This is a genomic window from Nocardia sp. CC213A (assembly GCF_030766805.1).
GTDB classification, from domain to species: domain Bacteria; phylum Actinomycetota; class Actinomycetes; order Mycobacteriales; family Mycobacteriaceae; genus Nocardia; species Nocardia otitidiscaviarum.
The window spans coordinates 1-25,207 of record NZ_JASFXA010000035.1 but is presented as its reverse complement, the minus strand read 5'-3'; the positions used below and the strand labels follow the sequence as shown (position 1 = coordinate 25,207).

Annotated in this window: 23 protein-coding genes; 13 read left to right on the top strand and 10 right to left on the bottom strand. The window is 68.9% G+C overall.

Features of this window, described 5'->3' with window-relative positions; genetic code table 11:
• Window positions 1-19 precede the first annotated feature (19 nt).
• Window positions 20-697 (bottom strand): Pr6Pr family membrane protein, encoded by a 678-nt coding sequence (locus tag QJS31_RS36365; protein WP_282780174.1) that lies wholly within the window; start codon window positions 695-697, stop codon window positions 20-22.
• A 137-nt stretch (window positions 698-834) separates the two neighbouring features.
• Between QJS31_RS36365 and hrpA the strand changes: the two genes are divergently transcribed.
• Complete coding sequence (hrpA, locus tag QJS31_RS36360) at window positions 835-4,839, top strand: ATP-dependent RNA helicase HrpA (protein WP_282780171.1); 4,005 nt, start codon at window positions 835-837, stop codon at window positions 4,837-4,839.
• Window positions 4,840-5,102: 263 nt separating this feature from the next.
• Here the strand turns inward: hrpA and nrdR are convergent, their stop codons facing one another.
• From nrdR to QJS31_RS36345, 3 genes are all read right to left on the bottom strand, one after another.
• Complete coding sequence (gene nrdR / locus QJS31_RS36355; RefSeq protein WP_282780169.1) at window positions 5,103-5,579, bottom strand: transcriptional regulator NrdR; 477 nt, start codon at window positions 5,577-5,579, stop codon at window positions 5,103-5,105.
• An 84-nt stretch (window positions 5,580-5,663) separates the two neighbouring features.
• Window positions 5,664-6,941 (bottom strand): hypothetical protein, encoded by a 1,278-nt coding sequence (locus QJS31_RS36350; protein ID WP_306358922.1) that lies wholly within the window; start codon window positions 6,939-6,941, stop codon window positions 5,664-5,666.
• Window positions 6,942-7,091: 150 nt separating this feature from the next.
• The gene (locus tag QJS31_RS36345) at window positions 7,092-7,547 is read right to left on the bottom strand and encodes a hypothetical protein (protein ID WP_306358921.1); all 456 of its coding nucleotides are present in this window, start codon (window positions 7,545-7,547) and stop codon (window positions 7,092-7,094) included.
• Window positions 7,548-7,816: 269 nt separating this feature from the next.
• Between QJS31_RS36345 and lexA the strand changes: the two genes are divergently transcribed.
• Window positions 7,817-8,539, top strand: a complete 723-nt coding sequence (lexA, locus tag QJS31_RS36340) for a transcriptional repressor LexA (protein WP_029932920.1) — start codon at window positions 7,817-7,819, stop codon at window positions 8,537-8,539.
• 86 nt (window positions 8,540-8,625) lie between these two features.
• On the opposite strand, the gene QJS31_RS36335 is transcribed toward lexA, so the two are convergent.
• From QJS31_RS36335 to QJS31_RS36320, 4 genes are all read right to left on the bottom strand, one after another.
• Window positions 8,626-9,090, bottom strand: coding sequence for a DUF2231 domain-containing protein (locus QJS31_RS36335; RefSeq protein WP_282786286.1), 465 nt, complete (start codon window positions 9,088-9,090; stop codon window positions 8,626-8,628).
• Between the two features lie 67 nt (window positions 9,091-9,157).
• A complete protein-coding gene (locus QJS31_RS36330; protein WP_282786287.1) occupies window positions 9,158-9,718 on the bottom strand; it encodes a hypothetical protein in 561 nt (186 codons plus the stop codon).
• Window positions 9,719-9,948: 230 nt separating this feature from the next.
• Entirely contained in the window at window positions 9,949-11,628 is a 1,680-nt protein-coding gene (locus QJS31_RS36325; RefSeq protein WP_306358920.1) for an alpha/beta hydrolase, read from the bottom strand.
• Between the two features lie 15 nt (window positions 11,629-11,643).
• Window positions 11,644-11,943 carry a hypothetical protein gene (locus tag QJS31_RS36320; protein WP_282785275.1) on the bottom strand — a complete coding sequence of 100 codons (300 nt, stop codon included), beginning with the start codon at window positions 11,941-11,943 and terminating at the stop codon, window positions 11,644-11,646.
• Between the two features lie 154 nt (window positions 11,944-12,097).
• On the opposite strand from QJS31_RS36320, the gene QJS31_RS36315 reads away from it, so the two are divergent.
• The 3 genes from QJS31_RS36315 to QJS31_RS36305 all read left to right on the top strand — a co-directional run bounded on the left by QJS31_RS36315 (window position 12,098) and on the right by QJS31_RS36305 (window position 14,620).
• The gene (locus tag QJS31_RS36315; RefSeq protein ID WP_282785274.1) at window positions 12,098-12,877 is read left to right on the top strand and encodes an SGNH/GDSL hydrolase family protein; all 780 of its coding nucleotides are present in this window, start codon (window positions 12,098-12,100) and stop codon (window positions 12,875-12,877) included.
• Between the two features lie 189 nt (window positions 12,878-13,066).
• Window positions 13,067-14,326: a KasA/KasB family beta-ketoacyl-ACP synthase gene (locus QJS31_RS36310; RefSeq protein ID WP_282785273.1), complete on the top strand. Its 1,260-nt coding sequence runs from the start codon at window positions 13,067-13,069 to the stop codon at window positions 14,324-14,326.
• 171 nt (window positions 14,327-14,497) lie between these two features.
• Window positions 14,498-14,620 carry a hypothetical protein gene (locus tag QJS31_RS36305; RefSeq protein ID WP_255056468.1) on the top strand — a complete coding sequence of 41 codons (123 nt, stop codon included), beginning with the start codon at window positions 14,498-14,500 and terminating at the stop codon, window positions 14,618-14,620.
• A gap of 6 nt (window positions 14,621-14,626) precedes the next feature.
• Here QJS31_RS36305 and QJS31_RS36300 read toward each other — a convergent pair whose 3' ends face one another.
• Window positions 14,627-16,027 (bottom strand): AarF/ABC1/UbiB kinase family protein, encoded by a 1,401-nt coding sequence (locus QJS31_RS36300; protein ID WP_306358919.1) that lies wholly within the window; start codon window positions 16,025-16,027, stop codon window positions 14,627-14,629.
• A 408-nt stretch (window positions 16,028-16,435) separates the two neighbouring features.
• Here QJS31_RS36300 and QJS31_RS36295 point away from each other — a divergent pair, with 408 nt between their 5' ends.
• On the top strand, window positions 16,436-18,166 hold the full coding sequence (locus QJS31_RS36295) for an alpha/beta-hydrolase family protein (RefSeq protein ID WP_306358918.1): 1,731 nt from the start codon (window positions 16,436-16,438) through the stop codon (window positions 18,164-18,166).
• 13 nt (window positions 18,167-18,179) lie between these two features.
• On the opposite strand, the gene QJS31_RS36290 is transcribed toward QJS31_RS36295, so the two are convergent.
• Window positions 18,180-18,470: a WhiB family transcriptional regulator gene (locus QJS31_RS36290; protein WP_029932929.1), complete on the bottom strand. Its 291-nt coding sequence runs from the start codon at window positions 18,468-18,470 to the stop codon at window positions 18,180-18,182.
• Between the two features lie 356 nt (window positions 18,471-18,826).
• Between QJS31_RS36290 and QJS31_RS36285 the strand changes: the two genes are divergently transcribed.
• The 7 genes from QJS31_RS36285 to QJS31_RS36255 all read left to right on the top strand — a co-directional run bounded on the left by QJS31_RS36285 (window position 18,827) and on the right by QJS31_RS36255 (window position 25,194).
• A complete protein-coding gene (locus QJS31_RS36285; protein ID WP_306358917.1) occupies window positions 18,827-20,191 on the top strand; it encodes an ATP-binding protein in 1,365 nt (454 codons plus the stop codon).
• A complete protein-coding gene (locus QJS31_RS36280) occupies window positions 20,188-20,601 on the top strand; it encodes a roadblock/LC7 domain-containing protein (RefSeq protein WP_282785894.1) in 414 nt (137 codons plus the stop codon). The genes QJS31_RS36285 and QJS31_RS36280 overlap by 4 nt, the downstream gene beginning before the upstream one ends.
• On the top strand, window positions 20,598-20,969 hold the full coding sequence (locus QJS31_RS36275; protein WP_306358916.1) for a DUF742 domain-containing protein: 372 nt from the start codon (window positions 20,598-20,600) through the stop codon (window positions 20,967-20,969). Before QJS31_RS36280 ends, QJS31_RS36275 begins: the two co-directional genes overlap by 4 nt.
• On the top strand, window positions 20,950-21,582 hold the full coding sequence (locus tag QJS31_RS36270; RefSeq protein WP_372341778.1) for an ATP/GTP-binding protein: 633 nt from the start codon (window positions 20,950-20,952) through the stop codon (window positions 21,580-21,582). Before QJS31_RS36275 ends, QJS31_RS36270 begins: the two co-directional genes overlap by 20 nt.
• The gene (locus QJS31_RS36265) at window positions 21,579-22,859 is read left to right on the top strand and encodes a cytochrome P450 (protein ID WP_282785896.1); all 1,281 of its coding nucleotides are present in this window, start codon (window positions 21,579-21,581) and stop codon (window positions 22,857-22,859) included. Before QJS31_RS36270 ends, QJS31_RS36265 begins: the two co-directional genes overlap by 4 nt.
• On the top strand, window positions 22,856-24,076 hold the full coding sequence (locus tag QJS31_RS36260) for a cytochrome P450 (RefSeq protein ID WP_039817822.1): 1,221 nt from the start codon (window positions 22,856-22,858) through the stop codon (window positions 24,074-24,076). Before QJS31_RS36265 ends, QJS31_RS36260 begins: the two co-directional genes overlap by 4 nt.
• Window positions 24,077-24,180: 104 nt before the next feature.
• Entirely contained in the window at window positions 24,181-25,194 is a 1,014-nt protein-coding gene (locus tag QJS31_RS36255; protein WP_306358915.1) for an NADP-dependent oxidoreductase, read from the top strand.
• Window positions 25,195-25,207 lie beyond the last annotated feature (13 nt).

Sequence of the window (25,207 nt, the reverse complement as noted above, 5' to 3'; positions counted from 1 at the left end):
GCGCCGAGGCGCTGCGCGACTACGGCGCGGACGCGGTGCTGTCGGAGCTGACCGCCTTCCCGTCCTGGTTGCGCGACAATCCGATCCAGCCGCCGAGGATGCCGCCCAGCGCCGCCACCGCCACGGCCAACAGTGCGAACACCACCACCAGGATCACCAGCCCGAACGCCATCGACCAGTAGCCCTGGCCGCGCGGGTCGATGAACGGATACGGATACCAGTCCACGATCGGCCCGCGTACCAGCGTGTACACGCCGTACAGCACCGGATACACCAGCCACACCCCCACCAGGCGCGCACCGACGGACAGCCGGGAGGGCACCAGCAGCCAATCCACCAGTATGACGATGGGCAGCAGGCGATGCATCAGGTCGTTGAGCCACTTGTCCTGGAGCATCACGTCGATATTCGCCAGCAGCACCGCGTAGACCACGCCGGTGATCACCAGGTAGAGCGTGGCCGCGCCGCGGAACAGCTGCCAGCGGTGCGATCGCGGATCGAGGAAGCCGCCGACCAGCAGGGCGAGCACGCCGATCACATTGGACTGGATGGTGAAGTAGCTGAAGTAGTTCGCGATCGACCAGTCGGCCACACCCAGATTCTGCGCCGGTATCCAGATCAGCCCGAACAGACCGAGCAGACCGAACGCAATCCGCGCCAGACGAATCCACACTGGTGTCACTGAACTGGTCACCATGGGTGAATGGTCCCACAGTGGACCCTGCCAACGACGACGAATCGCTCATACGGCAATCTCCTGGCTAGCCCTGACCGGGCGCTCGCCCACCGCCGCCGCGCAAACCGGGCACAGGCTTCGCTACGCTGGTTGACGCAATGACCAGGACCGCCGCCACCTTCCGCGAGCTTCGTTCCCGCCTGGCCGATCTCTCGATCCGCGACGAACACCGTTTGCGTCGGCGGCTCGACAAGGTCCGCGGCGGCGATCTCAGCCAACTCGAAGCCGATATCGACGCCGCCGCCCAGCGCGTCGCCGCCCGCCGCGCCGCGGTGCCGACCATCCGCTATCCGGAGCAGCTGCCGGTCTCGGCGCGACGCGACGATATCGCGAAGGCCATCGCCGAGAACCAGGTCGTGATCGTGGCCGGTGAGACCGGCTCGGGTAAGACCACCCAGCTGCCGAAGATCTGCCTGGAGCTGGGCCGCGGCATTCGCGGCACCATCGGCCACACCCAGCCGCGGCGACTGGCCGCGCGGACGGTGGCCGAGCGCATCGCGTCCGAACTCGACACCGAGCTGGGCGACGCGGTGGGCTACACGGTCCGCTTCACCGATCAGGCGTCGGATCGCACGCTGGTCAAACTCATGACCGACGGCATTCTGCTGGCCGAGATCCAACGCGACCGGCTGCTGCGCCGCTACGACACCATCATCATCGACGAGGCGCACGAACGCAGCCTCAATATCGATTTCCTGCTCGGCTATCTGAAGCAGCTGCTGCCCAAGCGGCCCGACCTCAAGATCGTCATCACCTCGGCCACCATCGACCCGGAGCTGTTCGCGAGACATTTCGCGGACGAGAAGGGTACGCCCGCACCGATCGTCGAGGTGTCGGGGCGCTCGTATCCGGTCGAGATCCGCTATCGCCCACTGTCGCTGGAGATTCCGCTCACCTCGGACGATCCCGACGACGAGGACACCGAGATCGTGGACCGCGATCCCACCGACGCCATCGCCGACGCGGTGCGCGAACTCCAGCGCGAGGGTGACGGCGACATCCTGGTCTTCCTGTCCGGCGAACGCGAAATCCGGGATACCGCCGACTCGTTGCGCGATCTGAAGCTGCCGCGCACCGAGATCCTGCCGCTGTACGCGCGGCTCTCGGCGGCCGAACAGCACAAGGTGTTCGCGCCGCATACCGGCCGCCGCGTGGTGCTGGCCACCAATGTGGCCGAGACCTCGCTCACCGTGCCCGGTATCCGCTACGTCATCGACCCGGGCACCGCACGTATCTCGCGGTACTCCATGCGCACCAAGGTGCAGCGACTGCCCATCGAGCCGATCTCCCAGGCATCGGCGCGGCAGCGCTCCGGCCGCTGCGGCCGCGTGGCGGACGGCATCGCGATCCGCCTGTACTCCGAGGACGATTTCGGCTCGCGCCCCACCTTCACCGAACCGGAGATCCTGCGCACCAATCTGGCCGCGGTCATTCTCCAGATGACGGCGCTGGGACTCGGCGATATCGAGAGCTTCCCGTTCGTGGAGGCACCCGACAGCCGCGCCATCCGCGACGGCATCGCGCTGCTCGAGGAGTTGGGCGCGCTCGGCCGCCGCTCCGAATCCGAATCGGCCGCGCGGCCCGGCATTCCGGACGCCGGACTGGTGCTGACCCCGGTCGGCCGCGATATGTCCCAGCTACCGGTGGATCCGCGCATGGCTCGCATGCTGGTGGAGGCGCACCGCAACGGCACCCTGCCCGAAGTGCTGCGCATCGTCGCGGCGCTGTCGATTCAGGATGTGCGCGAACGGCCGGTGGAGCATCAGCAGGCGGCCGACACCAAACATGCGCGGTTCACCGTGGAGGGTTCGGACTTCCTGGCCTACCTACGCCTCTGGGATTACCTCGCGGATCAGCGGAAAGCACTGTCGTCCAACCAGTTCCGGCGGCTGTGCCGCGACGAGTTCCTGCATTACCTGCGCATTCGGGAGTGGCAGGACCTACACGGGCAGCTGCGCACCATCACCCGCGGGCTCGGCTGGACGGTCGAGGAACGCAGCGAGCGATCGGTGCTCGGCGACGACGCGCTGCCCTGGGACACCACCTCGATCCATCAGGCACTGCTCTCCGGCATGCTCTCGCATCTCGGTGTGCGCGAAGCGGAGTCGCGGGAGTTCCTGGGTGCCCGCAATGCCAAGTTCATGATCTTTCCGGGCTCGTCGCTGGCCAAGAAGCCGCCGCGCTGGGTGATGGCCGCCGAACTGGTGGAGACCTCCCGGCTGTGGGGCCGCATGGCCGCGCGGATCGAACCGGAATGGGCCGAGCGCCTGGCCGGGGACCTGGTCAAACGCACCTACTCCGAACCGCATTGGTCGTCCAAGCGCGGCGCGGCCATGGCCTATGAGCGCGTCACGCTCTACGGGGTGCCGCTGGTGACGCAGCGGCGGGTGGACTTCGGACGCATCGACCAGCAGCTGTCCCGCGAGCTGTTCATCCGGCATGCCCTGGTGCAGGGTGAGTGGCAAACCAGACACGCCTTCTTCCAACGCAATCGGGATCTGCTCGAGGATGTCGCCGATCTGGAGCACCGGGCCCGGCGACGCGACATCCTGGTCGACGACCAGGTGCTGTTCGACTTCTACGACCAGCGGATTCCCGCCGACGTGGTGTCGGTGCGGCATTTCGACAGCTGGTGGAAGAAGGAGCAGCGCAAGAATCCGGACCTGCTGGACTTCACCGCCTCCACCATCGTCAACGACGATGCGGCACTGCTGGATCCGACCGCCTACCCGGACAGTTGGCGGCAGGGCGAGCTGACCTTCCCGCTCACCTATCAGTTCGAACCCGGCCAGGCCGATGACGGTGTCACCGTGCACATTCCGGTGGCCCAGCTGGCGCACGTGCGCGCGGTGGGCTTCGACTGGCTGGTGCCGGGCATGCGCGAGGAACTGGTCACCGCGCTCATCAAGACGCTGCCGAAGCAGTTGCGGCGCATGGTGGTTCCGGCACCGGACTACGCGCGCGCGGCGCTGGAAACGCTCACGCCGCGCGCCGAACCACTGCGCACCGGGCTGGCGCGGGAGCTGTCGCGGCTCGGATCGGTCACCATCGCGCCCGGACAGCTGGATCCGGCGGGCCTGCCCGATCATCTGCGCATGACCTTCGCCGCGGTCGACCAGTCCGGGGCGATCGTGGCGCGCGGCAAGAACCTGGCGGAGCTGAAGCGCGGGCTGGCCGAACAGGTGTCGAAGTCGGTGGCGCGGGCCAATAACGCCGCCGAACGCGCACCCGCCACGGTGTGGACCTCGGAATCGCTCGGTGAGCTGCCGACCTCGGTCAAGCGCCAGGTGGGGGGTCAGACCATCACCGGCTATCCGGCCCTGGTGGCCGAACCGGAGGGTGTGGCGGTCCGTGTGCTCAGCTCACCGGGCGAACAGGCCGCGGCCATGCGGGTCGGTACGCGCACTCTGCTGCTCGGTGCGCTGCCGACGTCGCCGCGTGCGGTCACCGCGGGGCTGCCGCCCGCGGATCGGCTTGCGCTGAGCCAGAATCCGTACGGTTCGCTGGATGCGCTGCTGGAGGACTGCCGCGCCTGCGCCGCCGATGAGCTCATTGCCGCCGCGGGCGGTCCGGTGCGCGGTCCCGAGCAGTTCCGGGCACTCGTGGAGCGGGTGCGTCCGGAGTTCGGCACCGCCGTGGCGCGGATCGTGCGCCTGGTCGTGCCGGTACTGGCCGAGGCGCACCGGGTGCGCTCGGCCCTGGTCGACACCCGTGATCGCGAAGCCGCCGAGGATGTGCGCCACCAACTCGATGACCTGGTGTTCCCCGGTTTCATCTCGGAATGGGGCAGGGCGCGGCTGCGGGAGCTGCCCCGCTACCTGGCGGCCGCGCGGCTGCGGCTGGAGGCGCTACCCGCGGCCGCCGCACGGGATCGGCAGGGGATGGTCGAACTCGACCGGGTGCATGCGGCCTACGACCGGCTGGTCGACGCGCTGCCCGAGGGGCGGCGCGGCGGGCGCGATGTGGTCGAGATCTGGTGGATGATCGAGGAATTGCGGGTGAGCCTGTTCGCGCAGCAGCTGGGAACGCCGTATCCGGTGTCGGCCAAGCGGATCGAGAAGGCGATCGAGGCGGTGCGGAAGGCCCCGGCGGGTCGGCGGTAGGGGTTCGGCGCGGCGGCGCGGGCGGACGCGGCCGTTCGGAATATGCCGCGCTCGCCCACTCCACGCCCCAGCACGGACAGCCCGCGCGCGTCCGGACCGCTCTGTCGGCGGCACGCGGGTCGCTCTGTCGGCCGCGCGCGGGTCGTTCAGTCAGCGGCACGCGGGTCGCTCTGTCGGCCGCGCGCGGGTCGTTCAGTCAGCGGCACGCGGGTCGCTCTGTCGGCGGCACGCGGGGTCGTTCAGTCAGCGGCACGCGGGGTCGTTCAGTCAGCGGTCGCGCCGACGGACTGTTCCTCGCGGTGTTTGCGTAGTTCGGCGATCTCGCGTTCGAAATCCTCTGCGGAGCTGAAGGATCGGTAGACGGAGGCGAAGCGGAGGTAGGCGACCTCGTCGAGGTCGCGCAGCGGGCCGAGGATGGCGAGGCCGACCTCGTGGCTGGGCACCTCCGGAGCGCCCTTGGCGCGCACCGCATCCTCCACCTGCTGGGCGAGCAGGTTGAGGGCGTCGTCGTCGACCTCGCGGCCTTGGCAAGCGCGTCGCACGCCGCGGATCACCTTTTCGCGGCTGAACGCCTCGCTCACGCCGCTGCGCTTCACCACCGAGAGAATCGCGGTCTCGACCGTGCTGAACCGCCGCCCACACTGCGGGCAGGCACGTCGCCTCCTGATGGCGGTGCCTTCCTCGGCCTCACGCGAGTCGACCACCCGGGAATCCGGGTGACGACAGTACGGGCAATGCATTCCGGATCCTTCGTCGATGCCTGGGGTCCTCAGCAATCCGAGGATACCCGGCGGGACGCAATTACCGTGCGCCCGGTCTTGACATCAGGCCGTCAGCTGCCACTGCGAGGTCACGTCGGCGAGCAGATCCGGCAATCTGACCAGGAGGCGGCCGTTCGCCAGCTTGGCCGGGAAAGGCTCGGCCAGAACCGGTCTCGCGACCGCGGGATCGGCGACCATGGCCAGGTAGCTGGGCAGCAGATCGTTGACGATGTAGTGCCAGCGCGTGTCCCGATCGGCCCAGTTGAAATCGGGCAGCGGCGTGCGCAGTGAGATGGTGCGCCCGCCCGCCTCGGCGGTGAGGGTGGTGGGCGCGAAGACGCCGGGGGCGCGCACGCCGGGTACGGCCGCCTTCCCGGCGACGGTGCTCACGTAGGTCATGACCCGGCCCATGGCACCCCACCCCCGGGAGGTCACATCCCACTGGTCGGCGATGATCTGATTCTGTTCCCGGTCGGTCATCCGCACCGCCGCGTCCGCCAGGCCGGCCGGGGTGCCGACCGCGATTCCGCGCCAGGCCAGGATGGCGTTCTCGTCCAGGACCCCGGCCCGGTACATCTCCTCCACCGCGGCCAGGCCCCCGGCCACGTACGCCTCGTGCATGGGCACCTGGTCGATGAAGATGTGCTTCTGCATGATCATCAGCCGGGTCTGGTACCAGGTCAGATCCGCGGCGGTGAGCCGTGCGCCCGCGCTGGCGAGCAGCCGGATATCCGAGGGCAGGATGTCGAGCAGCTCCGGCGGTGTGGTGCGCAGCAGGTCGGCCACGGCATTGCCGAGCTGATGCACGCCGGGCACGCTCACGATCGCACCCATATCGCTCATATCGAAGAAGCCGGAGGCGAACGAGCCGCCCGCCAGCCCGGCCAGGCCCACCCAGTAGAAGTCCGGATGCTCGTTGTTGAGCCGCAGATAGTTCACATACACCTGGGTGAAGGTGCGGGTATTGGCGTCGACGCCGAGGGTGGGGTCCCAGGCCGCCAGGTCGATATCGGCATGGCGGGTGGCGACCGTGAGCCAGTACTGATGCAGCAGCGTGGCATAGCGGCGCGGTGCCACACCCGCCGCGCGGACCTCGTCGAGCGCCAGGCGCAGCGACTCCGGGTCCAGCGGCAGCGCCGGATGCAGCCCGCCACCGCCGGCCCCGTCGCCGTTCACCGGCGGCAGGTCCAGGTAGGCGGCATAGGCCGAGTCGGCGTGGGCCGCCGGTGCCGTGACGAGTGTGGCCGGTACCGCGACCATGCCCAGCGCCAGGCAGGTCGCCATGCCCAGCAGTCGAACCACGGCCCCGGTCCGCCGATTTCCCTTGCTACGTCCGCTCATCGATCGCACATTCCCCTGTTGCCGCGGTCACATTCCCGAGGAACGTAGCAACACGTTTCAGTTTGCGATCAACAATTCCGGCCACACCCCGTGGCCCATTCGACCCAACTCCCGCGGCGACCTTCCCCAGTCGCCGCGGAAGCCGAACGCCTAGCGCGGAACGGCGGGCGGCACCTGGGCGGGCGCGATCTCGCTGGACATGATCTCGGCGGGCATGATCTCGGCGGGCACGGTCTGCGAGCCGAACTCACCGGCACGCAGCTGCGCCAGCGCGATCAGACCCGCCACCGCCATGGCGCTCACCAGCGCCGCGATGGCCAGCGCCGCGAGCCCGGCCTGTGCACGCCGCACCCGACTGAACGAGGGGCGGCGGCGCATCGCCTCGGGTTCGGTGCGCATCACGACATGGTCGCGACGCATCCGCGCCCGGCCGTAGGACACGACACCGGGGCTCGGCCGATTCCGACACGGCCGCCGTTCCGCGACCGGGCGCGACGCGGCATTCACGACACGCGCGGGCGCGAAGCTGGCGCGGATGGCGCGCGGGATGGTGTCGAAGCCGAGATCGCTTCCCAGGGTGTCGAATTCGCTGACCACAGTGCGCATCGAACAAACCTCCGAAGTGGGCTTATGGTGGATGTGCCGAACATGTTCGCTCATGTGTTCGAAGAACTGATGTTCGAATTTCTACCACGCCCCACCGACAGAATCCAGCATTTCCGCGACATGCGTCGAACAGATGTTTGATCCAGCGCGGCCCTCGGACTACAGTCGAAGCACGAATTCCGGGTAGCCACCCACAATTCCGGTGCAGCAGCATTCCGGTGAGACACAGCAGGGAACGGAGGACGACGGCGGTGAGCGAACACGGCGGCGTGGACGGTGACAACGAACCGGTCGGCGACGACAGCACCGAAGCGTCCGGCACCGGGGCGGATCTCACCGTCCGGCAGCGCAAGGTGCTGGAGGTCATCCGCACCTCGGTGAGCGACCGCGGCTATCCGCCGAGCATCCGCGAGATCGGCGACGCCGTCGGCCTCACCTCCACCTCCTCGGTCGCCCATCAGTTGCGCGCCCTGGAGCGCAAGGGCTACCTGCGGCGCGACCCCAATCGGCCACGCGCCGTGGATGTCCGGGGCCTGGACGAGACGGCCGTGCGCGCCACCGGCGTGACCCAGCTGCGTCCGGTCGGCGCGGAGCCCGCCGATTCCGGCGATCAGCCCATCCCGACCTACGTGCCCGTGCTGGGCCGGATCGCCGCCGGTGGTCCGATCCTGGCCGAGCAGGCAGTGGAGGACGTGTTCCCGCTGCCGCGCGAGCTGGTCGGCGAGGGGTCGCTGTTCCTGCTGAAGGTGGTCGGCCAGTCCATGGTCGACGCCGCCATCTGCGACGGCGACTGGGTGGTCGTGCGCCAGCAGAACGTGGCCGACAACGGCGATATCGTGGCCGCCATGATCGACGGCGAGGCCACGGTCAAGACCTTCAAGCGCACCGGTTCCCAGGTGTGGCTGATGCCGCACAACCCGCTGTTCGAGCCCATCCCGGGCAATGACGCACAGATTCTCGGCAAGGTTGTCACGGTGATCCGCAAGATCTGACCGTGCCGAGCCGCCGTGGCCGGGCGCCCGCCCCGCAGACCGGGCGCCGGGCCACGGCGGTTTTTTCGTATCGACGGCCTTCACCGCTACGTCGCCGTGATGCCGCCCCACACCGCGCGTGAACCGCTCTCACCGACGCGGTAGATCTGCACACCCGCCGCGACCCCGGCGACGATCGCGAGCACGATGAGGACACTCACCACGGGACGGCCGATGGTCGCGCCGCGCTCCTCGCGCCAGTGCCAGAGCAGCAGCAGGAGCGCCACCACCAGCAGCGGGATCACGTAGTAGAGGCTGGCGCGGCCGAGTTCGACGTGTTCGTCGACGGCGGGCGTGCTGCCCACCCTGGTGTACAGCCACTCGCCCGCGTCGATGGTGAGCGGTGTCAGCGCGACCACCACCACCGCCAGGACCGCGGTCGGCCAGACGAGTCGCCGGCGCGCGGCCACCCACAGTGCACAGAGGATGAGCAGCGCCGCGGTGAGCGGCACCAGCACCACCAGTGCGTGGACCAGTAGGACATGCGCGGGCAGTCCGTCGAGGGTCGTCATGGCAGCGCCTCCGTTCCGTCGCGCGGATACCGAGAACAACGTATCCCGGCGCGCCACGGTTCGGGTGTCAGCCGCCCGCGACTTCCGTCCGCGCGGTCTCGGCGGGCTCGATCCGGGACATGAGGACGGTCGCCTCGTTGTCCTCGGCCGGTTCGGCGGGTTTGGTGTCGGTCGGGCCGACCAGCGGCACGGTCAGATAGCCGAGCAGTTCGTACCGCACCGGAACGGTGAGCGCCGCCGAATGACGGTCGTGGGCGATGAACGCGAGACCGGGGCCGAGCACGGAGCGCACGGCGTCGAGCCAGCGTCCGTCGGTTACCCGGCAGTCCGCCCAGGGGAAGTACTCGAGCCCGGTGCGCAGGAAGAACCGCTCACCGATGCCCGCGCGGCGCAGCAATTCCCCATGCCACTCGTCGACGCGGGGCTTGGCGGTCCCGGCGTAGATGCGCTGGTTCGGCGCCGGGTTGGCGGTGCCGAAATCGGCGAGGGTGTCCAGCAGCTGCTGGGGCAGCTCGTCGGCGCGTACGAAACCGAGCACCTCCAGCCCCTCCAGGAGCCGGGGTAGTTCACTCGCGCGCCGCTGATCCTCGTGGAGCTTGAACTTGCGTCGAATGCTGTCGCTGCGCATCTACGTCCTCGCCGAACCGTTCACGTCGACGCGCTCAGCACCACACGAATCCGCTTGCGCCGGAATCTCGCCAGCGGTAACCAACATCGTCGAACCTTCCAATTTCCCTCATCGCGACCCGCGACATTCTGCCCATGACGGGCGATGTGCCCCGGATCACACGCACCATAACATGGTCAATCGTACGAATAACACTCGCGGCGATCCGTCGGTAAACGTTTAACCCGTGGTCATCGGGGGTACGCACCGCCGACGATCTCGCCCTGGGTGACCAATCCGGGATTGCCCGCATCCCAGTAACCGTGGTGCGCCCACGGCTCTCCCGGGAACACCGTGAGGAACGGCAATTGCAGCCGGGTGCCCGGCGCGGACTCGAAAACCGTTGCGCCGAACGCCCGTTCGATCGGACTGATACCGTGCGCCACGGAACCGAAGACGGCGACCGGATCGGCGGCGGCCGCGGTGGCGAAGATGTGCCGGGGGTTGTCCGCGGGCGGCACGCCGTCGAGCCGGAGCTCGGTGACATGGTCGGTCCGTACCCCCGGACTGCCGACGAAAATCACACTATCGGCCGCGAGAGACCCTCCTCCGGTGGCCGCGACACCGATCACGGTACTGCCGTAACTGTGGCCTACGAGCGTGGTGTGCGCGGGCGGGCCGGAGTGGGTGGCGCGCAGGCCGTCCAGGAAGCGGTCGAGCGCGGGAGCGGCGGCGGTGGCGTAGTCGGGACGCAGCGCGGCCATCAGGTCGGGCGGCGCGTGGTAGCCGTACCAGGCGATCACCGCGCTGCGCTCGGCCGGATTCGCGCGTGTGGCCGCGTCCAGCAGCGCACGGGAGCGGTCGACGCCCGCGCCGATGGTGCCCAGCCGCGCGCCGGTGCCGGGGAGGAAGGTCGCGATGTTGCGGGCGGCGTCCGGATTGCCGAGGGCGATCGCGCCCCGCCCGCTGTCGTCGACCGCCAGCAGATAGCGGGGCGGGTCACCGCCACCGTCGAGCTGCCGGCGAACCACCCGATAGTCGGCCAGCCGAGTGTGCGCCTCCTGCCGGGCGGCGTCCCACTCCCGCAGGCGTATCCACTCCGCCGGTGTACTGGGCGGATTCCGCCCGGCCGCCCAGTCCGGATGCAGCCCGTCGAGGTAGGCGAGTTCGGCGTGGGCGGCCGACTCCAGCCGCGCCAGATACCGCCGGTTGTAGAAGTCCCGCGCCACCGCCGGAATGCCGTCGCGATTCCCGATGGCCGGGTCGTAGGCGACGAGCGCGTCGCGATCGGCGGGCGTGAGGGATTCCCACAGCTCGTGCACGGCGTACGGGTCGTCGGGGAACAACGCGGCGCCGTCCAGGATATCGATAATGCGCGAATCCGGCCGTGCGCCCTGGGGATTCGCCGCCAGCGCGAGCAGTTCGGCACGGGCGTCGTCGAGTCGGGCGGCCACCTCGCGATCCAGCCCGTCGGCGCCCACCAACAGCGGCACCAGCCGCGCCTGGAGTGCCGCGGCCTTGGTGTCGAGACATGCCTGGAGTGCGAGATCAAGCGCGGGATTGCCCGTGTTCGCCACGGGTGCGGTGACCGTACCGTCGTCGGCGACCACGCAGCCGTGAGCGTGGGCGTCGTCCTCGAGGCCGAGTACCGTGGCGCGGATCTCCGCGAGATTCCCGGCGTCCGCGCAGGCATCGGCGATATCGAGTACGGCCGCCGCCAGATGGCCGGCCGCCAGCTGCGACTCCAGCGCCCGCAGCGCGGCCGCGGCGGCGGCGTCGCCGCGCCACCGCCCCACTGCCTCGTCGACATCACGGCCGACCCGGCGCACGGCCTCGGCCATGCGCAGATTCATCGCCGCCAGCGAATCGGCGGTGACGGCCACGGTCGCGGGATCCCAGCCGCGCATCCGGGACAGGCTCGCTCGCGACACGGCGGCACTCCCCCGCTACGAGGTGCCGTGCAGGTATCCGTCCAGCCGCTCGGTGAGCGCCTGATCCAGCGCCTCGTAGGTGGTGGCGCCGTGGTCGGCCGCATCGGCGAAGCCCCGCACCTGCCGAGCCATATCGCGCAGCGCCGTCCGTAGCGGTTCACTCAATTCGACGGCGGCGGACCCGATGGCCGAATTCGGCATGGCCCGCCCCACCGTCGCGATCAGTCCGACCGGATCGATGCCACCGATGGCATCGGCCTCCCCACGCACCCCCGCCGCCATGACGCGCAGGGCCTCGATATCGGTTCGCAGCATCTCCCCCATTGGAAATCCCCTTTCTGCCGGGAAATCTAGCAGTCGGCCGAGATCCCGGCCGGGTGAGAACGTTCGTTGGGGATGATCCGCGCGCTGTTCACATCCCGGGCGCACGGTGGTCGCACCCGACCGGCGGGTGCGGTAGAGAGGACATATGCACGCAGCCCGATTGCGTCGCCTAGTCATCACGCCGGTGTCGATCTGCATCGCGGCGGCGTTCACCGCGGCCGCGGCCACACCGGCGGCTCCCCCGTTCGACACCTACGTCGCACTCGGGGATTCCGCGGCGGCGGTGGGGTCGCTCGACAGAATCCAGCCGGGCAGTCCCCGGTTCTGCGACCGCGCCGCCGACAACTATCCGTCGGTCGTGGCGCGCACGCTGCGGGTGCGCGAGTTCGTCGATGTCAGCTGCAGTGGAGCGAAGACCGCGAATATGACTGCGCCGCAGGTCGGCCGCGGCGGAGCGGTGAACCCACCGCAGCTCGACGCGCTCATGCCCGACACCGACCTGGTCACACTCACCATCGGGGGCAACGACATCGGTGTCTTCGACGTCAATGTCATCACCGCCGCCCAGCTCACCATGCTCACCGAGCGCATCGGGGCGATACTCACCGAGATCCGTCGGCGCTCCCCGCACGCCACCGTCGTGCTCACCACCTACCTGCGGTATCTGCCCACGAGCGGACAGTGTTTCGGCGTGCTCGACCACGGTGGCGGACAGCGTCTCACCGACACCCTGCGCGAGCTGGCCCGCGCCCACGGCGCCCGCTTCGCCGACAACTACGCCGCGACCGGACACGACATCTGCGCACCGGTCGAGGTCCGCCGGGTCAATGGTCCGCGCCCGGAGACACCGACCGTGCCGCTGCACGCCAATGTCGCGGGACAGGCGTATCTGGCCGCGGTGGTCGTCGACGCGGCGCTGGCCTGACCGCCGGAAACCCACCGCCCCTGCCGGTTCCCCGGCTTTCCGGCTACGCTGGCCCCGGCGAGCAATCTCGTTGCCGCCCTGAATAATTGGTCGCCCACGCCGCACGGAATCCCGGACAACGACGTCTCCACCGACCTGACGAACCTGCCGTGCTCGAGCCTGTGGGATCGACAGTTGGGACTGGGACAGATGCACACACTCGACAGCTTCTCCACCCGCAACGGCGGCTTCCGCGACGTCGTGGTGACGGCGGTGGAGATGACCACCTCGATCGCCGCCGATACCGAGGGCACCTGGCAGGGCCTGCTGGCCGGGGCGAGCGGAATCAGCACCCTGACCTCTCCGGAGATCACCCGCCACGAGCTACCCCATGCCATCGGCGGCACCCTGGTCGACGACCCCACCGCCGGTCTGGACCGGGTTCGCAAACGGCGCATGTGCTACGTGCAGCAGATGGCGTATGCCATGGGAAAACGCCTGTGGGAGAACGCCGGAACACCCGAGGTGGACGCCGACCGGCTGGGCGTCTGCATCGGCACCGGCCTCGGCGGCGCGGACACCATCGTGGCGGCCGACGCGGCCATGCGGGAACACGGCTACCGGAAGGTGTCGCCGTTCGCGGTGCCCATGTCCATGCCCAATGGCGTATCCGGCGTGGTGGGTCTCGAGGTCGGCGCCCGCGCCGGTCTCGTCACGCCGGTATCGGCGTGCGCCTCCGGCTGCGAGGCGCTGGTGCACGCGTGGCGTTCCATCGTGCTCGGCGAGGCGGACATGGTCATCGCCGGTGGCGTCGAGGGCTATATCAATCCCGTGACCATCGCCGGATTCTCGATGGCGCGGGCGCTCAGCTCCCGTGTCGACGATCCGGCGCGGGCCTCGCGCCCCTTCGACCGCGATCGCGACGGTTTCGTCTTCGGAGAGGCGGCGGCGCTGCTGATCGTGGAATCGGAGGACCACGCGCGGGCGCGCGGCGCCACCCCGCTGGCCCGGCTGCTCGGGGTGGGGCTCACCGCCGACGGTTACCACCTGGTGGCCCCCGATCCGGAGGGGCAGGGCTGTGCCCGCGCGATGCGCCGCGCGGTCGCGACGGCCGGGGTCAGCCCGAGCGAGGTCGACCATGTCAATGCCCACGCCACCGGCACCACCATGGGCGACCTGGCCGAGGCGCGGGGTATCGCGGCGTCGATCGGCCGCCATCCGTCGGTGTACGCGCCGAAATCGGCGCTGGGTCATTCGGTCGGCGCGGTCGGCGCGTTGGAGGCCGTCATCTCGGTGCTCACGCTGCGCGATCAGGTGGTGCCGCCCACGCTCAATCTGGACAATCAGGATCCCGAAATCGAACTGGACGTAGTTCATTCCACTCCGCGGCACATGAATGTGGAGTTCGCCCTCAACAATTCGTTCGGCTTCGGCGGGCACAATGCCGCCGTACTGTTCGGACGCTACTGATCACGGATACGACGGCGAACATTTTCGGGGTCCCCGGCATCGACCGGGCGGCGGATGAGATCATGCCGTATCGGCGTGGTCACCCCGTACCCCGTGGTCTGCAAACCGGTTGGGAGCCACGGGAGTACGAGCACCCGGTACCACCGCCGAACCGCAGAGGAAATGAGGACGATGAGCGAGAACCCCGAGATCCAGGGAGCGGAACCACCGACGCGCGGCAATCGCGTGATCGTCGCGCTCATGGCGATCGCCATAATCGGCGCGCTGTTCACCGCCGCCATGATGGCGGGATGACCGAACTCAGTCGCCGTCGCCCGAACGCGCCGCCGTGACACGCTGCTCGTAGCGGGCGACCGCGGCGGCCACCTCGGGCCACCAGGTCAGGAAGTCCTCGCGCATCCCGTCGGTACCCAGCACGCACAGGGTGCCGACGGTGGTGCCGACCTTGCGCGCCAACGGGGTGAGTTCGGGCGGCAGGGTCATCTGCCGGAACACATTGGACAGCCGGATGGCCACGATGTCGTTCACCTGCTCGCGCAGCCACTCGACCGACATCCGGAAGTCGTCGCGCAGCAGCACCTCGAGGAACGGCGCGGCCACGCGCAGCAGTTCCTCGGCGTCGAAATCGGTTCCCGGACGGACGAATCCGTGCCTGCGCAGGGCGGCGTCCAGTTCCGCGGGCGTACCGTTGAACAGCACCTCGCTGATGTCGGCGACGATGGCACGGAAGTCGCGCGGATATCCGGCGCAAGCGCCGAAGTCGACCACTGCGAGTCGGCCGTCCGGCAGCATCAGGAAGTTCCCGGGATGCACGTCACTGTAGAGCAGACCGCAGCGCCGATAGGACATCTCCAGGAAGCGGAACACCCGCCGTCCCCACCGGCTGCGCTCGTCGACCGCGACACCGCCGGAGATGAGTCGGGTCAGCGCGATACCCTCGACCCAGTCGCTGACCAGCACGTGTTCGGTGTGTTCGACAACCGCGGGCACCAGGAAGTCGGGGTCTCCGGCGAAGGCGTCGGCACAGCGCTGCTGATTCGCCGCCTCCCGGTGGTAGTCCAGTTCGTCGCCGACCATGGAGCACACCATGTCGACCACCGCGTGCACATCCGCGCCCGGCATGACCGCGCCGATGATTCCGGTCACGCTGCGCAATTGGCTCAGATCCGACGCCACCGCCTGCTGTGCGCCCGGGTACATGACCTTGACCGCGACCTCGCGGCCGTCGTGCCAGACGGCGCGGTGCACCTGCCCGAGTGAGGCCGCCGCGGCCGGTCGATCCGAGAAGTCACGGAATCGCTCCCGCCACCGGGGGCCGAAATCTTCGGCCAGCACCTGATGGACGAGCGCGGGCAGCATCGGTGGCGCAGAATCCTGTAATCGGGCGAGGGCAGTGCCCGCTATCTCCCCGAATTCCAACGGGACCAGCGGTACGGCCGACCGATACACCGACGCCAGCTGGCCGAGTTTGGCCGCGCATCCGCGCAATTCGCCGAGGACGTCGACCAGATGCTCGGCGGTGCGCACCTGAATATCGCGATCGATCTCCGCCGCGGTGCGCCCGAGCATGCGCCGACCCAGGCCGGCCGCGCGCCGTCCCGCATACGCGACGGGTACGGCCGCCAATTTCGCATCGCGCCGCAATCGCCCCGTCGGCGCCGGTCCCGCATCCTTGCGGTGCCGCCCCGGAAACGGAATCACCCGCCCCGAAGTCTGCCTGCCACTCACCATTCACACACCGCCCACTGTTCCCTGCGGTGTGTAGTCTGTCACACGCTCCGGCGACTTGCGAATAGCACTGTTCGTCAACCGCGCGCGCCGGGATTCACCCGATCAGGATCAGGCCAGACCCCAGGCGTGCAGGATGTAGGTGATGTTCGCGGCGATATTGGTGACGACGTTGGCGAGATTCAAGGCGGCGGAACCGAGATCGATAATGGGCATGGCTGTTCCTCTGAACTGGACTACATGAACCATGTCGAAAGTAGTCAGACGTCCAGAACTTGGCGATGATCGATGGCCTATCGCACAGCGGGAGCGCCGGCGTGACCGACCTCTCATCCGTGTCGCTGCCCCAGGTCACGGCAATCGGCGGGTAACACTCTGGGGATGACGATCCTGGAGCGCGGACTGTCGGCGCTGCTGACGGCGGAACGCGCCATCCGGCCGAACTACCCCGGTGTCGTGGTCGCGGCCATCTTCTTCGCCTGGTCGGTATCACCGTCGCTGCTCCCGCGCACCTGGCTGTTCCAGGGACTCGTCAGCGGCGTGAGCGCCGTGATCGGCTATGCCGTCGGCTGCGTGCTGGAGTGGGCGTTCACGCGCTGGGTGCGGCCGCGGCTGCCGGAGCGCGCGTGGATCGCCACACTCATGAATCCGCCGCAGCGCGTGCAGGATCTACTCAAGGCGGGCACGGTGGTGGCGGTGGTCGTCGGGGCGGCGCTCATCCTGGTGCGCTCGGCCCGCTGGCAGCGCAACCTCCAGACGATGATGGGCATGGAGCCGACCACCACCTCGAGCTATCTGCGCACCGAGCTGCTGGCCTTCGCCACCGTCGCGCTGATCATCCTGGTGTTCCGGCTGCTGCGCTGGGCGGTGCGCCGCCTCACCCGGGCGCTCAATATCGATCTGCGCGTCCCGCGCCCGATCGCCCTGCCCGGCGCGGTGGTGCTGGTCGCGGTGTTCTGCGTACTGCTGTGGCAGGGCGTGCTGGTGAAAGCCTTCTTCTCGGTGGCGAACTCGGCCTTCAGCCTGCGCAACGGCCACACCTCCGCGGCCGCCCAGCAGCCCGCGCTGCCGGAACGGTCGGGCAGTCCGACGTCGCTGGCGCCGTGGGACACGCTCGGTTCCGAGGGGCGCTGGTTCGTCTCCTACGCACCGTCGGCCGAGCGCATCACGGCCGTCACGGGAAAGCCCGCGCGCGAGCCGATTCGGGTCTACGCCGGGCTGGAGTCGGCGCCGACACCCGAGGCCGTGGCCGATCTGGTGGTCCGCGAACTCGACCGCACCGGCGCTTTCGACCGGCGGGTGCTGGTCGTGGTCACTACCACCGGCACCGGGTGGGTGGACTCGACCACGGCCGCGGCCATCGAGTACATGTACGGCGGCGATACCGCCATCGCGGCGACGCAGTACTCGTATCTGCCGAGCGTGCTGTCGTTTCTGTCCGACCGCGACAAGGCCACGGAGGCCGGACGGCTGCTGGTGCACGCCGTGCACGCGCGCTGGGCCACGCTGCCGCCGGAGGCGCGGCCGAAACTGCTCGTCTACGGCGAGAGTCTGGGCTCGCAGGGTTCCGAAGGGGCGTTCACCGGTCTCGATGACATCCGCACCCTCGTCGACGGGGTGATGTGGGTGGGTCCGCCGAATTCCAATCGCATCTGGAGTGCGTTGGAGGCGCGACGCGATCCCGGCACCCCCGAGATCCTGCCCGTCTACGCCGATGGACTGGTTGTTCGATTCGCCGGAAGCGCTGCGGATTTGGACCGGCCGGACGCCCAATGGCTGGATCCGCGCGTGGTGTATCTCCAGCACGCCTCGGACCCCATTGTCTGGTGGTCGCCGGATCTGCTGTTCTCCCGACCGGATTGGCTCGCCGAACCGCGCGGTTCGGATGTCTCACGGTCGGTGCGCTGGTGGCCCATCGTCACCTTCTGGCAGATCAGCGCCGATCTGGCCAATGCCCAGAAGGTTCCGGCCGGGCACGGCCACAAGTACGGCACCCTGGTCCTGGACGGCTGGGCCGCGATCACCCGGCCACCGGAGTGGACACCGGAACTCGCGCAGCGTATCCGCGTGGCCCTCGACGCGGACATCGACTGGGAGTACGCGCACAAGTGACGCGCGCGTGCGCCTAACTGACGGCGCGCAGATGGCCGCGACGGCGGAATTCGTCCTTGCGCTTGCGGCGCTCCCGCTCGGACAGGCCACCCCAGATGCCGAAGCGCTCGTCGTGGGCGAGCGCGTACTCGAGGCACTCCCCTTGCACTTCGCAACGGCCGCAGACCAGTTTGGCCTCGCGGGTGGAGCCGCCCTTCTCCGGGAAGAAGACGTCCGGATCGGTCTGGGAGCACAGTGCCAGTTCACGCCACGCCGGATCTTCGGCCTCCACCAGCGGAACGATGGCTAGCTGTTTGATTGCCATTGGAACCTCCCTCGTCTGTCATGCGTCTTCGATCGTCCGATACTCGCAGTGATTTCTTGTGGATCACTTCTAGTCGAATTAGGTAACCATAAGGTAACTGTCTCATGAGTAGTTGTCATCTCGAGACCTGGCGACCAGCCCGCGTGCCGCGATCGACCAGGTAGATCCGCACGCCGCACCCCCGGACGACCGTCCAGCAAGACTCGAGTAGCGGTTGCTGAAATCCGGGGCTACAATCCTGGCGACCTTCGAAACCGCTTGTCGGCCATGTTTTTTGAGTGGTTGCGGCAGGGGGGTACAGAGCCCGGAGACCGTATGCGTTTCCCGTGGTCGACGCGAGTGCGGAAGTGCGGAACTTGTCAGAATCATCCAGTCCCCCGGACGGCGAACCGACCCCACTCAGCATTCGCGGTACGCGCCAGCCCTATCTGGCGCTACTGGTCTGCGCGACCCTGACCACCGTGCTCGGCGCCGCCGCGGTGTTCTTCGCACCCACCGCCGCCCGACTACCGATAACCATCGGTGTGCTGGTGGCGGCGATCACGGTGTGCGCCAGTGTGACAGCGGCATTCCACTACCGGGTGGAGGCCGACCGGGCGCGTGCTGAGGCCGCAGAGGTCCGGCGGGACGCCGCGACCACCGCCGCCGAGGCCGCGGGGCGCGCCGACGCGGCCACCGAGGCCGCGACCGGACTCCTGGAGCAGGCCAGAAGCGCCGAGGCGCGCCGGGCCGCGGCGCTGGCCGCGTTCGCCGGGGCGGCGGGGCGCATGCAGGCCATGACCACCAGCATGCTGGCGGAACTGCGCGAGATGGAGCATCGGCACGCGGACCCCACCGTGCTGGCCGACCTGCTGCACCTGGATCATCGCACCGCCCAGGCCGGGCGGCTGGCCGACAGCATCGCGGTACTCAGCGGGGCACGCTCGGGACGTCGCTGGGCCAAACCCATTGCCATGGAATCGATTCTGCGCGGGGCCATGGGGCGTGTCGCGGGGTATCAGCGGGTCCGGCTGCGCGCCATCGCCGAGATCGCCATCGCCGGGCACGCGGCCGAGGGCGTCATGCACGCACTCGCCGAACTGCTCGACAACGCCTGCAACTTCTCCCCGCCCACCACGGAGGTGCACGTCTACGCCGCCGAGGTGCCCGCGGGCGTGGTGATCACCATCGAGGACAGCGGACTCGTGATGAGCGAATCCGCACTGCGCCGCGCCGAGGCGGCGGTATCGGGAACCGACGGGCGCGACGCGCGCGCGGATCTGTCCTCGCTCACCGGCACTCGCCTCGGGCTCGCGGTGGTGGGCCATCTCGCGCGCAAGCACGGGCTCACCGTCTCGTACCGGCCGTCGGCCATCGGCGGCACCGCGGTGGTCGTCGTGGTGCCGCGCGACCTCACCACCCGGGTGGAACCGGCGCCCCGCACACTGTCCACCATCGCCGCGGCCATCGCCGAGACACCGCGGGAACTCACCGGTCGATCCGACAGCACCGGTGAGAATCACGCGATCGCACCGGCCGTCCCCGAACCGGCACTCCCCAAGCGCCGCCGGGGCAGCACCCTGGCCGCGGTGCACCCCGAGGGTCTGTCCGCTCCGACATCCGCCGCGGTCCCGCCCGCCCCGTCGTCACCGTCGTCGCTGGGGGCCTTCCAGCGCGCCGTGACCGGGCGCGAGAACGGAGATACCGCAACCACTTCCCCCGCCCTGGAGGCCGATCGATGACAACGTCCGCGCCCGCACAACTCGGCTGGCTGCTCGAACAGCTACTCGGCCGCACCCCGCGCACCAGGCACGCGCTGCTGCTGTCCAGCGACGGGCTGAAAATCTGTCACACCCCGGAACTCGGCGTCGACAAGGCCGATCAACTGGCCGCCATCGCGGCGGGCATCCAGAGCCTCTCGCACGGGGCGTCGGTGGAATTCGGGGCGGGGCACAGCGGCGTGCGCCAGTCCATGACCGAGTTCTACGGCGGCATCCTGTTCATCGTGGAAGCCGGTATGGGCGCGCACATCGCGGTGATCGCGGCCGAGGACGCCGATGCCGGGCTGGTCGGCCACAATATGCGCGAGCTGGTCGAACAACTCGGCGAGCATCTCGCGGCGGCACCGCGCGGGGGAACGAGCCTGCCGTGAGCAGACCCGGCCGCGACGACTCCCCCGATCGGCTCTACACGCTGACGGGGGGCCGGAGCAGACCCGACTCCGACGCCTTCGATCTCGTGACTCTCGTTGTGAGCGAATGCGATCCGACGCCGGGAATGCAATCCGAGCACGCGGCCATCCTGCGCATGTGCACGGCGCCGACCGCCGTGGTGGAAATCGCGGCGGAGCTGCGCATCCCGGTCGGAATCGCCACCATCCTGCTGTCGGACCTGCTGCACGCGGGCCGGATCACCGTACGCCACCCGCACACCGGCACGGTCATCCCCGGCTCGCCGTGGACCGCGGTGCCGGATGCCACCACCCTCGAGAAGGTACTCGTTGGACTCCGCAAGCTTTGACCCCCGACCCGCCCGCGCCGACGCCCCCTTGCACAGCACCGCCCGCCAAGGGCTGAAGATCGTCATCGTCGGCGGTTTCGGGGTCGGCAAGACCACGCTGGTGCGTTCCGTCAGCGAGATCCGTCCCCTGGACACCGAGGCCACCATGACCGATGCCGGTGTGGGCGTGGACGATCCCGGTGGCGTGCCGGGGAAGTCGACCACCACCGTGGCCTTCGACTTCGGCCGCATCACCATCGACGCGGAACATGTGCTGTACCTGTTCGGCGCGCCGGGACAGGAACGGTTCTGGTTCCTGTGGGACCGGCTGTTCACCGGCGCGCTGGGCGCCATCGTGCTGGTGGATCCGCGTCGGATCGCCGACTGCTGGTACGCCATCGACCGGCTCGAACATCAGCGCACCCCGTTCGTGGTGGCGTGCAACGATTTCGGCGGACATCCGCACATGCCCGGCGACGTGCGCGACGCCCTCGACCTGGATCCCGCTGTGCCGCTGCTGAATTGCGACGCCCGCTCGCGCGAGTCCAGCAAGCGGGTGCTGATCACCCTCGTCGAGCACCTCTACGCCGAGGCCGCTCGGCGTCCCGACCTCACCCCGGAGACCGCCTCATGACCTCGCCCGACCTCGTGCCGGAGCGTTCCGGCGGGTGCCCGGTGCACCGTGATTCCGCCGTGCCGCTGAGCGGCCCGCGCTTCCACACCGATCCGTTCCGGCTCTACGCGGAGATGCGGCGCGAGCACGGGCCGGTGGTGGCTGTCGAACTGCCGGGCGGCATTCCGGCCTGGCTGGTGATCGGCTACCGCGAACTGCATCAGGTGACCAGCGACGCGGAGCTGTTTCCACGCAATGTCGCGCTGTGGAACCAGTGGCCGAATATCCCGCCGGACTGGCCGCTGCTGCCCATGGTCGGCTCGCCCATGCCGTCCATCTACTTCACCGCCGGTGCCGAGCACCGGCGGCACGTCGCCATGGTGGAACCCGCGCTGGAGTCGGTCAATCCGTTCGAATTGCGCGCCACCTGTGAGGAATTGGCGGATCGGCTGATCGACTCGTTCTGCGGGCGCGGCGAGGCCGACATGGTCGCCGACTTCGCCGAACCGCTGCCGGTGCTCGCCTTGGCGCGCATCATGGGCTTCCCGGACAGCGAGGCGCTGGAACTCGCGACCATCATGAAGCACATCGCCGACAGCGGTGCCGAGGCGCAGGCGGCGTACGGGCGCTTCAACCAGGCCATGGCGAATCTGGTGGCGGTCAAGCAGCAGCATCCGGCCGGTGATCTGGTGTCGATGATGCTGGCGCACCCCGAGCCGTTCACCGCCGAGGAGTACACCCTCGATCTCCAGGCCATCCTGGCCGCCGGACATCTGACCACCGCCGACTGGCTGGTGAACTCGCTGCGGCTCATGCTCACCGACGACCGGTTCGCGGCGGCGTTCGGCGGCGGACGCAGCAGTGTCGGCCAGGCCATGAACGAGGCGCTGTGGGAGGACACCCCGACGCAGATCCTCGCGGGACGCTGGGCGGCCCGGGACACCCGGCTGGCGGACAAGACGGTGCGGTCCGGGGATCTGCTGCTGCTCGGTCTGGGCGCGGCCAACACTGACCCTCATGTGCGACAGGGCATTTCGGATGGACCGGGCTCGGCCTATCTCGGCAACAGCGCGCACTTCGCGTTCAGTTACGGCGAATACCGGTGCCCGTATCCGGCGCAGCAGATCGCCGAGGTCATCGCGCGCACCGGAATCGAGGTACTGCTCGATCGGTTGCCCGATGTCGACTTGGCGGTGCCGCCGCAGAACCTGATGCGGCGACCCTCGCCGTTTCTGCGCGGGATGACTTCTCTTCCCGTGGTTTTCACTCCTGTTCGTGCTGTCGGAGGTTTCTCGTGAGTAGTCAATGCCCCATCGCCATCGACCCCATGATCGGTGATCTGGCCGGGGAGACCGACCGGTTGCGCGCGGCCGGGCCGCTGGCCCGCATCGACCTGCTGGGCGCCACCGCCTGGACGGTCACCGATCACAGCGTCGCCCGCCAGCTGCTGGTCGACAGCCGCCTGGTCAAGGACATCAATGCCTGGGGACTGTGGAATTCCGGTGTCGTCACCCGGCAGTGGCCGCTGATCGGCATGATCGACGCGGGACGCTCCATGTTCACCGTCGACGGCGCGGAGCACCGCCGCCTGCGCATCAAGACCACCCAGGCGCTGAGCCCGCGGCGGCTGGAGGCCCTGCGGCCCATGATCGAACGGTTCGTCGCCGAACTGCTCGACGATCTGGAGGCGGCGGGCAAGGACGGCGCGGTCGTGGATCTCAAGCAGGTCTTCGCGTATCCGCTGCCCATGCGGGTGGTCAGCGAGCTCATGGGCGTCGACAAGGCAGACCACGGGTATCTGCTGGAGTCGTACAAGGCGTTCTTCTCCATGCTGACACCGCACGAGGAGCGACTACGGCTGCTCGAAGAGCTGGACGTCTACTACCTGAAGATGGTGCGGGCCAAGACGGCCGACCCGACCGACGATCTCACCAGCGCCTTCATCCAGGCCGACGAGGGCGGTGAACCGCTCACCGAGGAAGAGGTGGTGGGCAATCTCAAGGCCCTGGTCGCCGCGGGCCACGAAACCACCGTCAGCCTGATTCTCGCCGCCGTGCGCGCACTGCTCACCCGGCCGGAACAGCTCGACAAGATCCGCTCGGGTGACTACGAATGGCGCAACGCCATCGAGGAGACCCTGCGCTGGGACGGGCCGGTCATCCACCTGCTGATGCGCTTCGCCACCGAGGACATCACCGTCGGTGACACGGTGATCGAGAAGGGCGAGGGCGTCGTCATGTCGTATCGGGCCATCGGCCGCGACACCGCCGTGCACGGTGCGGACGCCGACGAATTCGACATCACCCGGCCGACCGCCCACCGCAATATCTCCTTCGGTTACGGTCCGCACATCTGCCCCGGCGCGGCCTTGGCCCGCATGGAGGCCGCCATCGCACTACCCGCGCTGTTCGAGCGGTTCCCCGAGCTGCGGCTGGCGGTGCCGGTGGAGGAGATCGGCAATCTGCCCGTGCTCACCCAGAACGATCTGGCGTCCTTCCCGGTCCACGTGAGCTGACCCTCTCTGGCGGGCCGCCGTCTCGGTGGCGGCCCGTCGCCTGTGTATCGCGGGTGTTCCGTCGTACCGTGGGATCGTTCCCCCGGCGAAAGGTGTATCGCGGAATGAAGAGCACTCGGATCGTCCTGGCCTCCCGGCCCACCGGCATGCCCACCGAAGAGAACTTCCGCACCGAGACGGTGGAGTTGGATCCGCCCGGGGCGGGCGAAGCCCTGCTTCAGACGCTGTATCTCTCGCTCGACCCGTACATGCGGGGGCGCATGAGCGATGCACCCTCGTACGCGCCACCGGTGGGTATCGGCGAGACCATGGTCGGCGCGACGGTGTCGCGGGTGCTCGAATCCGCCGATCCCGCAGTGCGATCCGGTGACTACGTGCTCGGATACGGTGGCTGGCAAACGCATTCGGTGGAGCGGGTGAAGCACCTGCGCAAGCTCGACCCGGAAGCCGCACCGCTCACCACCGCGCTCGGCGTCCTGGGCATGCCCGGATTCACCGCCTACTCGGGGTTGCTCACCATCGGCCGTCCCCAACCGGGTGAGACGGTGGTGGTCGCCGCCGCCACCGGGCCGGTCGGGGCCACGGTCGGGCAGATCGCCAAGATCAAGGGGGCGCGGGCGGTCGGGATCGCGGGCGGGCCGCGGAAGGTTGCGCTACTGCGTGACCATTTCGGTTTCGACGCCGCGATCGATCATCGGGCACCCGATTTCGTGGAGCAGTTGGCCGCCGCTACCCCGGACGGTATCGACGTCTACTTCGAGAATGTCGGTGGTGCGGTCTTCGATGCAGTCCTGCCGCGTCTCAACGGGTTCGCCCGAATTCCAGTGTGTGGGTTGATCGCTCAGTACAACGCGTCGTCGCTGCCGCCGGGGCCGGATCGGATGGGGCTGCTGATGTCGCTGGTGTTGCGGAAGTCGTTGACGGTGCGGGGGTTTATTCAGACGGAGTTCTCGGGGCAGTTCGGGGAGTTCTATTCCGAGGTTTCGGGGTGGGTTCGGGAGGGGCGCGTTGCTTATCTCGAGGATGTGGTCGAAGGGCTGGGGAGTGTGGTGGGGGCGTTTCAGGGGTTGTTGAGCGGGAAGAATGTGGGGAAGGTTGTGGTGCGGGTTGGGGAGTGATTGTTCGGCAGTA

Coding starts and splice junctions, on each gene's coding strand:
- QJS31_RS36345 (WP_306358921.1), bottom strand. CDS start 7,547: ATGCGCACTGTGGTCAGCGAATTCGACACCCTGGGAAGCGATCTCGGC.
- QJS31_RS36280 (WP_282785894.1), top strand. CDS start 20,188: ATGACAACGTCCGCGCCCGCACAACTCGGCTGGCTGCTCGAACAGCTA.
- QJS31_RS36315 (WP_282785274.1), top strand. CDS start 12,098: ATGCACGCAGCCCGATTGCGTCGCCTAGTCATCACGCCGGTGTCGATC.
- nrdR (WP_282780169.1), bottom strand. CDS start 5,579: ATGCATTGCCCGTACTGTCGTCACCCGGATTCCCGGGTGGTCGACTCG.
- QJS31_RS36350 (WP_306358922.1), bottom strand. CDS start 6,941: ATGAGCGGACGTAGCAAGGGAAATCGGCGGACCGGGGCCGTGGTTCGA.
- hrpA (WP_282780171.1), top strand. CDS start 835: ATGACCAGGACCGCCGCCACCTTCCGCGAGCTTCGTTCCCGCCTGGCC.
- QJS31_RS36295 (WP_306358918.1), top strand. CDS start 16,436: ATGACGATCCTGGAGCGCGGACTGTCGGCGCTGCTGACGGCGGAACGC.
- QJS31_RS36365 (WP_282780174.1), bottom strand. CDS start 697: ATGGTGACCAGTTCAGTGACACCAGTGTGGATTCGTCTGGCGCGGATT.
- QJS31_RS36305 (WP_255056468.1), top strand. CDS start 14,498: ATGAGCGAGAACCCCGAGATCCAGGGAGCGGAACCACCGACGCGCGGC.
- QJS31_RS36320 (WP_282785275.1), bottom strand. CDS start 11,943: ATGCTGCGAACCGATATCGAGGCCCTGCGCGTCATGGCGGCGGGGGTG.
- QJS31_RS36330 (WP_282786287.1), bottom strand. CDS start 9,718: ATGCGCAGCGACAGCATTCGACGCAAGTTCAAGCTCCACGAGGATCAG.
- QJS31_RS36265 (WP_282785896.1), top strand. CDS start 21,579: ATGACCTCGCCCGACCTCGTGCCGGAGCGTTCCGGCGGGTGCCCGGTG.
- QJS31_RS36290 (WP_029932929.1), bottom strand. CDS start 18,470: ATGGCAATCAAACAGCTAGCCATCGTTCCGCTGGTGGAGGCCGAAGAT.
- QJS31_RS36255 (WP_306358915.1), top strand. CDS start 24,181: ATGAAGAGCACTCGGATCGTCCTGGCCTCCCGGCCCACCGGCATGCCC.
- QJS31_RS36310 (WP_282785273.1), top strand. CDS start 13,067: ATGCACACACTCGACAGCTTCTCCACCCGCAACGGCGGCTTCCGCGAC.
- QJS31_RS36335 (WP_282786286.1), bottom strand. CDS start 9,090: ATGACGACCCTCGACGGACTGCCCGCGCATGTCCTACTGGTCCACGCA.